General features: G+C 44.8%; 11 protein-coding genes. 9 read left to right on the plus strand and 2 right to left on the minus strand.

The window, feature by feature from the left end; all coding sequences use genetic code 11:
* Positions 1-270: 270 nt before the first annotated feature.
* Entirely contained in the window at positions 271-750 is a 480-nt protein-coding gene (locus tag FN961_RS00205) for a hypothetical protein (protein ID WP_143562539.1), read from the plus strand.
* Between the two features lie 363 nt (positions 751-1,113).
* Positions 1,114-1,722 (plus strand): tetratricopeptide repeat protein, encoded by a 609-nt coding sequence (locus FN961_RS00210; RefSeq protein ID WP_143562540.1) that lies wholly within the window; start codon positions 1,114-1,116, stop codon positions 1,720-1,722.
* A 317-nt stretch (positions 1,723-2,039) separates the two neighbouring features.
* Here FN961_RS00210 and arfB read toward each other — a convergent pair whose 3' ends face one another.
* Positions 2,040-2,453: an alternative ribosome rescue aminoacyl-tRNA hydrolase ArfB gene (arfB, locus tag FN961_RS00215; protein WP_143562541.1), complete on the minus strand. Its 414-nt coding sequence runs from the start codon at positions 2,451-2,453 to the stop codon at positions 2,040-2,042.
* A gap of 253 nt (positions 2,454-2,706) precedes the next feature.
* Between arfB and FN961_RS00220 the strand changes: the two genes are divergently transcribed.
* The 7 genes from FN961_RS00220 to FN961_RS00250 all read left to right on the plus strand — a co-directional run bounded on the left by FN961_RS00220 (position 2,707) and on the right by FN961_RS00250 (position 13,099).
* A complete protein-coding gene (locus FN961_RS00220) occupies positions 2,707-3,072 on the plus strand; it encodes a SpoIIAA family protein (RefSeq protein ID WP_143562542.1) in 366 nt (121 codons plus the stop codon).
* Between the two features lie 170 nt (positions 3,073-3,242).
* On the plus strand, positions 3,243-3,407 hold the full coding sequence (locus tag FN961_RS00225; protein WP_229814731.1) for a DUF3012 domain-containing protein: 165 nt from the start codon (positions 3,243-3,245) through the stop codon (positions 3,405-3,407).
* 233 nt (positions 3,408-3,640) lie between these two features.
* Positions 3,641-4,114: a hypothetical protein gene (locus FN961_RS00230; protein ID WP_143562544.1), complete on the plus strand. Its 474-nt coding sequence runs from the start codon at positions 3,641-3,643 to the stop codon at positions 4,112-4,114.
* Between the two features lie 166 nt (positions 4,115-4,280).
* Positions 4,281-5,597, plus strand: a complete 1,317-nt coding sequence (locus FN961_RS00235; RefSeq protein ID WP_143562545.1) for a TolC family protein — start codon at positions 4,281-4,283, stop codon at positions 5,595-5,597.
* A 20-nt stretch (positions 5,598-5,617) separates the two neighbouring features.
* Positions 5,618-6,895 (plus strand): efflux RND transporter periplasmic adaptor subunit, encoded by a 1,278-nt coding sequence (locus tag FN961_RS00240; RefSeq protein ID WP_143562546.1) that lies wholly within the window; start codon positions 5,618-5,620, stop codon positions 6,893-6,895.
* Between the two features lie 57 nt (positions 6,896-6,952).
* Entirely contained in the window at positions 6,953-10,183 is a 3,231-nt protein-coding gene (locus FN961_RS00245) for an efflux RND transporter permease subunit (protein WP_143562547.1), read from the plus strand.
* Positions 10,184-10,774: 591 nt separating this feature from the next.
* On the plus strand, positions 10,775-13,099 hold the full coding sequence (locus tag FN961_RS00250; protein ID WP_143562548.1) for a M4 family metallopeptidase: 2,325 nt from the start codon (positions 10,775-10,777) through the stop codon (positions 13,097-13,099).
* A 92-nt stretch (positions 13,100-13,191) separates the two neighbouring features.
* Here FN961_RS00250 and FN961_RS00255 read toward each other — a convergent pair whose 3' ends face one another.
* Positions 13,192-13,443 carry a DUF2999 family protein gene (locus FN961_RS00255; RefSeq protein ID WP_143562835.1) on the minus strand — a complete coding sequence of 84 codons (252 nt, stop codon included), beginning with the start codon at positions 13,441-13,443 and terminating at the stop codon, positions 13,192-13,194.
* Between the last annotated feature and the right edge of the window lie 180 nt (positions 13,444-13,623).

A 13,623-nucleotide genomic window follows, 5' to 3' on the forward strand; every position in this document is an offset into this window, starting at 1 on the left:
GAAAAAGCCGGCAAAAAACAGCGCCAGCCTATGCGCCGCTGATTGCGGCGTTATCCCTTCAAAATCTGCCACGATATCCATGTAACAAGCTCATAAAACCATTCAGGTTAGCCTAAACTACAACCTCCACAAAAAAACTCATCGAAGAATCAAGCGAAGTGAAAAATTGAATTGCCGTAGAAACTTCGATAGTGTCGTTGTATTGTGTTAAAAATTAATCAAAAACGAGTAATTCTACAGGCTCGTCATGCAATACAGGTATCTATTAAAATGGAAATTGGTGTTGGAATTGAGGCTGATGCTAAATCAAATATTAAAGTTAAGCTAGTCTCCGACTTCATGGCTGACCTTTCGAAATTCCTTAAGCCAATTAACTATGGTCAGGGAGTACTAAGTATTACTATCGGCTTTATTTGTAATGAATTAGTGCCTGGCTACGAGAGTTGGCATAAGGAAAGGAAGCCTAGATTTACTAGAAATAGGAAAGTTAAATTACTTAGTGGCGATTCCATTACTAGTAATAATAACTTCTCATATGATATGAAATTTAGCGATGATGAATACGCTAGCTTTATCCAATCTACGGATGATGAATCAACTAGAGTGTTTGCAATTAAACTTATTGATTCGCTATCTACTTTTGACGACCTTCCAAGGTCTGTGTCAGACTTTAATGTAGGTCAATTCAAAGCTGATATTGAAAATTTTGTTAACTCAAAACTTGGAGTTGAAGTAAGTGCAAAACAATAAGCTTAAATTCGTTTCGACCAAAAATACGGCCTTCATTGGATGTGCTGACGCACACCCTTTAGCTAAGCGTTAACTTATATCTGATTACCTACGTTCTCTAATGGCAATCGCTGCTTTCAGAGCTTAAGCTCTGAAAGGTTTCTCTCTATAAATGAATCATAACGATAAAACCTAAATCGAAGAGATAAACACTTAGGTGTAGATAATGGAATGGACCCATCCTCTTTTAATCGGTCTTGCAATGGGCCACGATGTACCTAGCAATGGAGGCCCGATTTTTAGACATAAATAAGCAGTTCGTAAAGTAAGAGAGAGCGATATTTTTCAGGGTTTGGGGAAACATAAACTTAAGAGGGTTCGATAATGCATCTAGAGTATGACGAACTTTCTTTATGGGATGATGCTATACGTCTGGTGAGTGAAAGTAAGTACGATCAAGCTATATATTTGTTTAAAAGTATGGCTAAAAGTGGGATCGATGAGGCATTGGTTGAAATAGGTCGGCTGTATGAAATGCCAACATCAGAAACTATTGAACAAAACTTTGTACAAGCGGTAATTTATTATAAGAAAGCGATTGCTTTAAACGATGACATGTATGCCTATACTGCTCTAGGAAGGCTATATTTTTTCGGTGTTGGTGTTGAGCTAGACTATGCACAATCAAAGCAATTGTACTTAAAGGCTGCTAACAAGGGAGGGCTAGTTGCCACGTTGATGCTAGCACGTATATACCGTTATGGGTATGGTGTTCAGCCTGACATAGCTAAAGCAAAAGAGCATTATGATAAGTCCATTAAACTTGGTAGCTATGTAGCTTTAAAGGAGAGTGGTGGCTTCGATATATCTTGTGGTGATTTTATAAAAGGTATAGCTAAAGTCATAAAGGGAACGTGGAACATTTTCTTAGGGGTGCGAAAAGACATTTCTAATTATGGCGTTATTGTTAGTGAATGTGTAAAAGACCAATAAATAGGTCAACAAATGAGTCATAACGATAAAACTTAAATAGGAGAGATGAATAATCCGATGTAGATGCGGCTGTGCGCTTCGGTTTCAGGGATGAAACCGCAGAGCGTATAGGGATATATTTATAGCGTCTCACAGAAGTAACTACACATCAGGTCGCTCTTTGGCATCCTGCCACTGCGACATTGGTGCATCCCTGCACGGCACCTGCTGCAAGCAATAAATACGATTAAGGTTATGCTACCCAGCAGGCCAGCTAAATACCAAAACCCTAAATGAACCCAACCAAAAATACTCCCAAACTTGTTATTTCACAAGTGTCAAAAATCCTTGTTTTGGCGCAACACCTTTGTTGCCCCTTTCTGCTTTTTAGCATCTACCCTGCGGCGTTGGCTGCCCTTGGTGGGTTTCGTCGCGACACGCTTTCTTTGCACGATTCCCACACTGGCGACGAGCTCAATAAACTGGGCTAGCGCAGTTTGACGATTAAAGTCTTGGCTGCGACTGGCTTGGCACTTGATGATGACTTTACCGCTCTTGGTGATGCGGTGATCCGCCTTCTTAAGCAGGGCGCTTTTATAGAATTCAGGTAGTGACGAGGCGTTGATATCGAAGATGATCTGAGCGGCGGTGGAGACCTTATTAATATGCTGGCCACCGGCGCCACTTGAGCGGATAAATTGCCATTCAATTTCATTTTCTTGAAGGGAGACACTATTTGAAATTTTAATCATGGCAAACTACTTTAGCTTCGGGATGAGTTATCTTATACCAATATGTATTCGCATACTTAATTGGTTTTATTCATGATTGCTGTTTTATCGGCATTCTCTGATATCTGTCCCTGTTGTTTATATCTGTTATTTATCCCAAAGTTAGCGCAATATTCAGGTTTCAGACCTCCCGCAGGATAGCTGAATAGGGCTGTGGTAGAGGCTTTTGTGGTGGGAAGTGAGTATATGAGATTGAATCGTTTGGAGTATTTTTATGCTGTGTAAAATCCCTGATATTGCTGAGGGTGTAATAAGTCTTTTTGCTAGCGGACGGCTTTCAAGTTCTGACTATCAGCAAAAACTGAAACCTTTGATTGAACAGTATCACGGAGAGGCGGGGCAGGTCTTTCTTTATGTTGAAGCGGATGTTCTGCTCGAAGGTTGGGATGCTAATTCGTTAACTGGCAGTGGTGAAGTGCAATTGGAGAAATTCGAAGCACTAGTACTTGTCGGCGGTCCAGACTGGTTCGGTAATGCCGTGCGTCTGATGGGACCGTTTATGCAAAGTGATGTGGCGTGGTTTCCCCTTGAGGAGAAATCCCAGGCAATCACTTGGATAACCGCACGGCTAGAGAAGTAATATTGTATTCTTAACTGAATCGTTTACTCTATTTAGTTAACGAGTGGGATCATGATACTGATGAGCTTGCTGTGAATGTCTCACGTTATCAGTTAGGGAAATGCTGATAGCGACAATACTTTAAGGAAAATTCCATGTCTTTATCGACTAAGTTAACTAAAACGCTTTCTATGACGGCTTCTGTATTGATGGCTGGTGTGTTCGCGATCAGCTTAAGTGGTTGTGCCCCTGAAGTGGGCAGTGACAAGTGGTGTAAACAGATGAGCGAGAAAGACAAGGGTGATTGGTCTGGTAACGAAGCAGCTGATTACGCAAAACACTGCGTATTTAAGTAAGCTAATAAGTCCATCAGACACTTTTTGATTAAAGTGTACCGAGATCTAAATTTTAGATAATTTACACTTGGTAGTGAACAGAAATGATTGTGTCTGTTGAACTTTTGAATACAATGCCAGTCTGATTGTTAGAACCTAGAACCTAGAACCTAGAACCTAGAACCTAGAACCTAGAACCTAGAACCTAGAACCTAGAACCTAGAACCTAGATTTTATATTTAATAAGGGATTGTTTGCCACACTATTTTCGTCAACTCACCCATAAGATCGCCGTCATGTTGATCGCCGTTGTGTTACTGCAGTTTGCAGTCGCCAACTTAGGCGCGCATCAGTTGCATCTTGGGGATCATGAAGACGAAAGCGAAAACCATCCCCATCTTGAGTTTACTGCACAGGTCACCAGTTTAGCGGAATGCGTAGATTGCATCTGCAGCACCGAAACAGATTTTGACCTACCATCCGTGAGCGATGCAAGTACAGATCAAACCTTAGATATTCTGGGTGCTAAGCACAATCACCTTGTGAGTAAAACCGAGACCCAGACTTTTGATCTTTGCCTTGATTGCCAGTGTCATGGCGGTCATGTGACTGCGATGTCTATCACGACTGTGATGCCTTCCATTCCTAAGGGAGATGCGCTGATTGCCAGCGTTGCTCGTTACCTTCCTCCCGAAGGTGTTCTAAATCACCGCCCTCCAATCGTATAACCTTAGCTAATTTTTAGCATCTAAAAAGCATAATGGAACAGCATGAACCGACGTTAGTCGTTTAGCTGCGCCTCACTTTTTTACCCCCTATTTAGCCTAGCGTCTGAACCTGTATTTAAACACGGGTCTTAGCATGCATCGTCAGCTTTTGGGGAAAGGAAATACGATGAAAAAAACCATAATTGCCAGTTTACTGCTTGCCTATGTGGCGAGTGGATCACTGCATGTTCAAGCCGCAGACTTAAGCACGAGTGCGGATCTGAATGGATCTGCCTTAGTGGAGAACCAACAGGGCAACTTTAGCACCTGGTTACCGGGTCTAATGCAAGATTTCAATGCCCTCCCTGAAGTTAGAGCTCAAGAGGTTAGACGCAGCCAAGCACTGATGAAAATCAATGCCGCCGATCAAGCTGTGTATAACCCAGAGCTAGGTATCGGCTATCAAAATGCCTCCGAAGACACGTACTCACTGGATATTAGCCAGACCATTGATTGGGGTGATAAGCGTGGCGCAGCAACCCGTCAAGCTCAGTTGGAAGCGGAAATCTTGCTCTCTGATATCGCCTTAGAGCGTAGTCAGATGTTGGCTAACTCAGTGCAAGCTTTGGTGGAACAATCTCAGGCGAGCAAAGCATTACAGTTTCAAAAGCAGCAGCTTAAATCTGCGAAATCACAGTTCGATATTGCCCAGCAACAGATGCAAGTGGGTGAGTTATCAGCTGTTGAATTGCAGTTAATTCAGCTTGATGTTGCCAGTAAAGCGGCGGATTACGCGGTTGCCGAGTTGGCTTCTATTACCGCAGATGCTGAAGTGTTGATGCTGTTGGGCAGTAACGAACAGCCGTTTAGTGGCTTTTTAGATACCCTGACAGTCGCCACAATGTCTGCGCAAATAGACCCTGAACTCCCAGCTCTTAAAAGTGCTTATCAGCAGGTGTTATTAGCAAAAGTCGCCGCGAGCCAAGTGAAAGCCAATGCCGCAGCCGATCCAACCATCAGCCTGAGTGCTGAACGCGAGGGAGAGGAGAATAAGCTCGGTATTGGCTTGTCTATTCCATTGCAGTTTCGTAATAACTACAGCGATACGTTAGCGGTTGCCAGTCAAGAAATCGCGGTTGCTGAACAGACCTATTTGGCGCGGGAACGTGTGCTGATCCAACAACAGAAAAAATTCAATCTAAGTCTTCCAAGACTCACTGAGCGCTATCAAGAATGGCGTGAATTGGTATTTCATTCTGGGCAAGAAGCAGCATCGGCCTTAGGCCAGCAGTGGAAGGCGGGCGATATCAATACCAGTGATTATCTGCAAAGTCAGCGTCAGCTTTCGAGTAGTTTTTTAGCGGGGTTGTCACTCGAAACTGCACTGTACTCAAGTTGGCTTGAGTGGATGGGAGCAAGTGGGCAGTTAGAGGTTTTCCTCAGCGCACAGCTTCCGGTAGCCACTAACAATGGGTCTGCTAATCGCAGCACTCTTGCTCACTAATTAGATTGGAATTTATCAATATGAAACACAATACAAATTTGAACATCAGCGAGACTAACGTCATTACCAAGGCGATTGCTAAGGCAATGGGATTTGGATTACTGATCACACTCGCAACGGTTATTTCTATCCCAACCACTGCATTTGCTGGTGACGAGCATGAGCACACTGCCACAGAGCTACATGTCGAAGAGACAGCACATCTTGATGAAGATAAGCATGATCATGAAGGTGAGTCGACAGTGCAAACCGATGATGGACACGGTCACGGCACCGCTGAAGTTGAAGAGGAAGAGTCTCATCCAATCGTGTTATCAGATGCACAATTGACACTTGCAGATATCAAGGTAGAACAGCTTGCTGTCGCCTCGTTTAGTTTAGAAGCAGTGGCAACAGCGACCTTAGTGGTCGACCGTGACAGAACCATGACTTTAGCACCGCAACTTGATGTCAAAATTGAGCAGCGTCATGTGGTTCCAGGGCAAGAAGTGGCAGAAGGCCAGCCATTGCTGACATTAGGTGGCGTTGCGGTTGCGCAGGCTCAGGCTGATTACATTAATGCAGCTGCTGAGTGGAGCCGAGTTAGCCGTATGAGTAAGAGTGCGGTGAGTGCCAGTCGTTATCTTCAAGCGCAGGTCGATGCTGAATTAAAGCGTGCGATTTTAGAAGCGATGAAGATGACTTCAAAACAGATCTCAACGTTAGAGTCTAACCCTGCAACTATCGGTCGCTATCAATTATTAGCGCCAATCAAGGGACGCGTTCAGCAAGATTTGGCCAAGTTAGGTCAAATAGTGCCTGCGGGCACAGCGTTAATGCAGCTAACTGATGAGTCTCATCTGTGGGTTGAAGCTCAAGTGACGCCAACTCAGTCTGAAAAAGTCAGCGTCGGCAGTATGGCACTGGTACGTGTGGGTGATAAAAACATCGAAGCTAAAATTATCGGGCGTTCTCATGAGATAGACAGTGTGACGCGTACTGAGCAGATCTTAGTGAGTCTGGAAAATCCAGGCCATGTGATCCATGCGGGTCAGTTTGCTGAGCTCTATTTACCTGATTCTCAGGACACGGGTTTTGTTCTACCTGATGCAGCATTAACCCGTGGTGGAGATGGTGATTGGCAGGTTTTTATTCAAGGTGAAGAGGGGTTTGAAGCGTTTGAGGTTGAAGTGGTAGAAAGCCAGCGTGGCTTGAACCTGGTTCGTGGATTAGCGGTAGGGAGTAAGGTTGTGGTATCCGGCGCCTTTTTCCTCGCCTCTGAATTAGCGAAGTCTGGTTTTGATATTCATAACCACTAATGACTATTGCTAAATAGTTTTTACCCAAAAAATTCTTGAATAGAAAGAGGCTCTCTCATGTTACAGAGACTGATTGAGGTTGCGATCCGTAACCGTTTATTGGTGGTACTAGGATTAATCGCAATTGCGGTGGCCAGTATTGCCATGTTACCCAAATTAAATCTGGATGCCTTTCCAGATGTCACCAACGTTCAGGTGACGGTTAATACCGAAGCCGAAGGCTTAGCAGCCGAAGAAGTTGAAAAGCTGATTAGTTACCCAGTAGAGTCGGCAATGTACGCTTTACCTGCGGTAACAGAAGTTCGTTCACTGTCACGCACTGGCTTGTCTTTAGTGACTGTGGTGTTTGCAGAAGGAACGGATATCTACTTTGCTCGCCAGCAGGTGTTTGAGCAGTTACAAGCTGCGCGTGAAATGATCCCTGATGGGATTGGTGTGCCTGAAATTGGACCAAACACCTCAGGTTTAGGCCAGATCTATCAGTATATTCTACGTGCAAGCCCAGATTCTGGCATCAATGCCAGTGAGCTACGTAGTCTGAATGATTACTTAGTCAAACTTATCATGATGCCTGTGAGCGGTGTGACTGAAGTGCTCTCATTTGGTGGCGATGTTCGTCAATATCAGGTGCAGATCGATCCTAATAAGCTGCTCAGTTATGGTCTGTCGATGGCGCAAGTCACCACGGCACTTGAGAGTAATAATCGCAACGCGGGTGGCTGGTTTATGGACCAAGGCCAAGAGCAGTTAGTGGTGCGTGGTTATGGTCTATTACCCGCAGGTGATACGGGATTACAGGCGATTGCCCAGATCCCGTTAACTGAGTTTGGCGGTACACCTATTCGCGTGAGCGATATTGCGAATGTGGCTTATGGTAGCGAGATCCGTGTGGGTGCGGTGACCATGACGCGTCGTGATGAGGCGGGGAACGCACAGAACCTAGGTGAAGTGGTTGCCGGCGTGATTTTAAAGCGTATGGGCGCGAACACGAAAGCGACCATTGATGATATTAATGCCAGAACAGCCTTGGTTGAGCAGTCTCTGCCTGAAGGTGTGACTTTTGAGGTCTTCTACGATCAATCAGATCTAGTGACTCAAGCTGTGACAACAGTGCGTGATGCACTCTTAATGGCTTTTGTGTTCATTGTGGTTATCTTAGCGCTATTTTTGGTCAACGTACGTGCAACGCTGTTAGTACTGCTATCAATCCCTGTCTCTATCTGTCTTGCATTGATGGTGATGTCTTACTTTGGTATGTCGGCTAACTTGATGTCTCTCGGCGGCCTTGCCGTTGCCATCGGTATGCTGGTGGATGGTTCGGTGGTGATGGTTGAAAACATCTTCAAACACCTGACACAACCAGATAGACGTCATTTAAGTGATGCACAAGATCGAGCAGATGGTGAGTCAGATCCCCATCATGCGGGTGAAGTTGGCTTGGTTGCTGGCTCTGAAGAAGGCATCGTCATGCGAGTGATGTTGGCGGCGAAAGAGGTATGTAGCCCGATCTTCTTCGCCACTGCGATCATCGTTGTGGTGTTTGCTCCTTTGTTTGCGCTAGAGGGCGTCGAAGGTAAGCTGTTCCAACCCATGGCTGTGAGTATAATTTTAGCCATGCTATCTGCGTTAGTTGTGGCGTTGGTTGCTGTGCCTGCATTGGCAGTGCTGCTCTTTAAACGTGGAATAACGTTAAGAGAAAGCCCGGTACTGAAACCGATTGAAGTGGTTTATCGCCGTTTATTAACGATGACAATGGCCAGACCCAAAGCCGTAGCGGCAACCGCTGTGACCTTGTTTGTGCTGAGTATGGCGCTGTTACCCCGTTTAGGCACAGAGTTTGTCCCTGAGTTAGAAGAGGGCACGATAAACCTGCGAGTGACGTTAGCACCAACAGCAAGTCTAGGAACATCACTGAATGTGGCGCCTAAGCTTGAAAAAATGTTGCTAGAGTTTCCTGAAGTGGAATATGCCTTGAGCCGCATCGGCGCTGCTGAGTTAGGGGGAGATCCTGAGCCCGTTAACAACATCGAGATCTATATAGGTCTTAAACCTGTTGATGAGTGGCAGTCTGCCGAGAATCGTATTGAACTGCAAAAGTTGATGGAAGAGAAGCTGAATGTCTTCCCTGGACTGTTGTTTACCTTCTCTCAACCTATTGCGACTCGAGTGGATGAATTGCTATCAGGTGTGAAGGCACAGTTGGCGATTAAAATCTTCGGTCCTGATCTTGATGTGCTGTCACAAAGTGGTGAAAAGCTTACCGCATTAGTGGCTCAGATCCCCGGTGCCGTGGATGTTTCCCTTGAGCAAGTCAGTGGTGAAGCGCAATTAGTGGTTCGTCCTAATCGAGAGCTGCTTGCTCGTTACGGGATTAGTGTCGATGAGGTGATGAGTCTGGTGAGTCAGGGGGTTGGTGGTGTAAGTGCCGGCCAAGTGATTGACGGTAATGCCCGATACGATATCAATGTACGTTTAGCCGAGAAGTATCGTAGCGCACCTGATGCGCTGAGGGATCTTATTCTCAGTGGTGTTAGCGGTGCCAAAGTGCGTTTAGGCGAAGTGGCTAGCGTTGAAGTTGAGATGGCACCACCGAATATTCGTCGTGATGATGTTCAACGTCGAGTCGTAGTACAAGCAAACGTTTCTGGTCGTGACATGGGCTCTGTGGTGAATGACATTTATGCCATTATTCCTCAGGCTGAATTGCCGCCAGGCTATACCGTTGTTGTCGGTGGTCAATATGAGAACCAGCAGCGCGCCCAGCAAAAGTTAATGCTAGTGGTCCCTGTCTCTATTGGATTAATCGCCTTGTTACTCTTCTTCTCATTTGGTTCGATTAAACAAGTGGGCTTGATCATGGCGAACGTACCTTTGGCGTTAATTGGTGGTGTGGTTGCCCTATTTGTCAGCGGCACTTACCTGTCGGTGCCTAGCTCTATCGGCTTTATCACACTATTTGGTGTGGCGGTGCTCAACGGCGTAGTGCTGGTGGACTCGATTAATCAAAGGCGTCAGACGGCGTTAAAAGAGAAGCTTGGATCGAATGCTGGTGAAAACCTTTACACCAGTGTGTATGAAGGCACCGTTGGTCGTCTGCGTCCGGTATTGATGACGGCGTTGACCTCGGCTTTAGGTCTTATCCCTATCTTGGTATCAAGTGGTGTGGGCAGTGAGATCCAGCAGCCGCTAGCAGTGGTGATCATCGGTGGTCTGTTTAGCTCGACAGCTTTGACCTTACTCGTGCTGCCAACACTTTATCGTTGGATGTACCGCAAAGAGGAAAGTTAATCGATTTCAGCGGGTTGTATTTATGAACCGCTGAAATTTAACGACACCAAGGAAGGTCTTCTTCCTTGTGGAAGAGATGAGGTGCGTAGCGTTAGTCTGCCGTCGTACCTTTTATTGGTTACGGTCATTGTCTCATTAAGTGATTTAGTACGCGCAGCAGGACGCTGCGCTTTTTAATCTGTTAGCTTTACAGCGTTAGATATGGATGCTATCGACCAGCTAATCACTATCTCTCATTTCTAAACCTGAAATAAAGTAGGTTGTTTAAATAATAAGCTTAGACCCATGGTTAAGGTCTTGTTTTAGCGTTTCGCATTACCCAAAAGTTTATACTCCTAGTTCTTTTTTGTCCCTAAGATAGCCCTTTCATCTGATTGTACCCTCTACCTTTGGCTTATAGGATTGTTGTTTGTTTCAACTTGTATCAATTATTCAACATGATTGTTACTTGGTCGACGATGAAACGAACGATATTTGACCTCCTAAATTGTCAGTCTATGTTTTTGTTGTGTCTGTTTGAACGGGATGTCACCAGGTTAGCTGTAATTTCTTGCAGCAAACTCCCTAAATATAAATTTAATGGGTAACAGCATGATGCTAAATAATAAGATCTCATTGGTTTTCCTAGCTATTTCAGCAGCGTTAAGTTCTCAAGCGATGGCTGCTAATAGTGTAGATGTTTCAAAACTAAAAAGTATTCACTCTAGTAACAATATTAATAGTGCAATCTCACTTGAAAAAGGCAGCGATTTTAAAGTCGCAAAAGAGATTCAACTTGGAAAGAAAGGGACGAAGCAGCGCCTACAGCAATATTTTTATGGTGTCCCTGTATTTGGTTATTCGATCAGTTCAAATGTCTCTTCCATGGGTATTTACTCAGGATTGCAGGGAAAGATGTTGGACAACATTGCTCAAGCTGAAAGCTTCGTTAATCCTAAGCTTTCTGCAAAGCAAGCGTTAACAGCTTCAATGAAAGGTGAGAGTAAATTAGCTTCTCAACTTAAACGCCATAACGAGCAAGCTGATCTATGGGTATACCAAGATGATGCTAATCAGGCTCGTTTGGTCTACATCACATCATATGTTCAATATGGTGATAATCCGACTCGTCCTTTTACGATTGTTGATGCCAAAACTGGATCAGTCCTTAAGCGTTGGGAAGGTTTGACTCACGCTGAAGTAGGAACAGGCCCAGGCGGTAACGTTAAAACAGGGCAATATGAGTACGGAACTGATTTTGGCTACCTAGATGTCACTGAAGATGGTGACAATTGCACCATGGATTCAGCAAATGTAAAAACAGTTAACCTTAACCACGGTACAGGTGGCAGCACCGCTTTTGAATACGAGTGCCCGCGTAATACTGTTAAAGAAATCAACGGCGCTTATGCACCGCTGAACGATGCACATTTCTTCGGAAATGTTATCTATAACATGTATAGCGATTGGTACGACACTGCTCCACTGACTTTCCAGTTAACCATGCGTGTTCATTATGGTAATAGCTATGAGAACGCCTTCTGGGATGGCTCAGCAATGACATTTGGTGATGGTGCGACGACCTTTTACCCATTAGTGAGCTTAGATGTATCAGCTCATGAAGTGAGTCATGGCTTCACTCAACAAAACTCAAATCTAGTTTATGCAGCACGTTCTGGTGGTATGAACGAAGCCTTCTCAGATATGGCTGGTGAAGCTGCTGAGTTCTTTATGCAAGGAACTAACGATTGGCTAGTCGGTGCTGATATCTTCAAGGGCGAGGGTGCATTGCGCTATATGGAAGACCCTACGCTTGATGGTAATTCAATCGGTGATGCGGCTGATTACTATGATGGTATGGATGTCCACTATAGCTCAGGTGTGTTTAACAAAGCGTTCTACACATTAGCGCACATGGATGGCTGGAATACTCGAACAGCATTCCAAGTGATGGTGGTTGCTAACCAGGTTCACTGGACTGCAAATAGTAAGTTCTGGGATGGCGCTTGTGGCGTGAAAAATGCTGCGTCGGACCTAGGTTATAGCACTGCAGATGTTGAAGCAGCCTTCATGGCTGTAGGCGTTGAAGCCTGTGTTGAGCCGGAGCCGGAGCCAGTTCCTGAGCCGACGGTATTAGTTAATGGCGAGTCAGTTGATGTCAGTGGCGATACGGGGAGCAAAGCATACTATACATTGGCCGTTCCTGCCGATGCGACAGAGTTATCTTTTGATTTCTCAGGTGGTACTGGTGATGGCGACTTGTATGTGAGATATGGCGAAGCGCCAACAATGGATACCTATGATTGTCGTCCATATAGTGGTGGTAATGATGAGTCTTGTCCTGTAGACCCTGCACAAGAGGGAACCTACTGGGTCATGCTTCATGCATACTCTGCTTATGACGGAGCTGCACTTGTTGGTAGCTACGAAGGTACCGATATTCCAAATGAAGCGCCTGTTTCTGACTTTGATGCGAGCTTTACTTTAGGTATGGCAAGCTTTACGAGTACCAGTACTGATAGCGACGGAAGCATTACAGATTGGAGCTGGAACTTCGGTGATGGTTCTACTGGAACTGGTGAAACGACCTCTTATGAGTACACTGTATCTGGTTCTTATGATGTGAGCCTAACTGTGACGGATGATGATGGAGCTACAGCAGTATCGACTCAGACGTTCGATGTTCAAGTTGACGAAGTCACTGATTTTAACCTAACAGTTAAAAATTCTCATAAGTCACGTAGTGGAAGAGTTCGTGTAAGACTTGGTTGGGACAGCGTAGGCACCTTTACTATTTACCGTGATGGTGTTGAAGTTGGAACAACAACGAATAGTAGTCATACCGATCGCTTTAGAGATGCTGACGGAACAAGCTTTAGCTACAAAGTATGTGGCGCTGATGGCGGCTGTTCTGATGTTGAAGTTGTAAACTTTTAACGTTAGCTAGGTTATACCGATTGGTATAATCACAGGCTAAGCGTTTGGCAAAAGGCCATCGAATTTATCGATGGCCTTTTTCTTACTGAAGATTACTTTTCTAGTTGAGCTTTTGCTGCTTCAACTTTAGAGAAATCTAAGCCCAGCTCAGTTACGGCTTCTTTGATTAACGCTGGGTTTTGCATCACAAGTCCCATCAGTTGCTGTAGCTTTTCTGGTGGGATCCCTAACTGGCCAATCATGCCCATGGCCATCATTGGGTTTTCGGTCATCGCTTGGAACAACTCACTAATTTGTGTGTCACTGATGTTGTGTTCTTTTAAGATCGCAAGAATTGGGTTCATTGCACTGCCTAGTTGGGGGTTAACGTTAAGATAGGTACTGATTCTATCATTCATCAAACTAAATGATAGCAGTTGCATCAGAATTGCGTCAGTCATGGACTTACTCCTACTAACTCCTCTCCTAGACTAGGTTAACTGGACTTGATGCTAGAAAGCGCATAGCTTTAGATATCGTGTTGC

The organism is Shewanella hanedai (assembly GCF_007197645.1).
In the GTDB taxonomy this organism is placed as follows: domain Bacteria; phylum Pseudomonadota; class Gammaproteobacteria; order Enterobacterales; family Shewanellaceae; genus Shewanella; species Shewanella hanedai.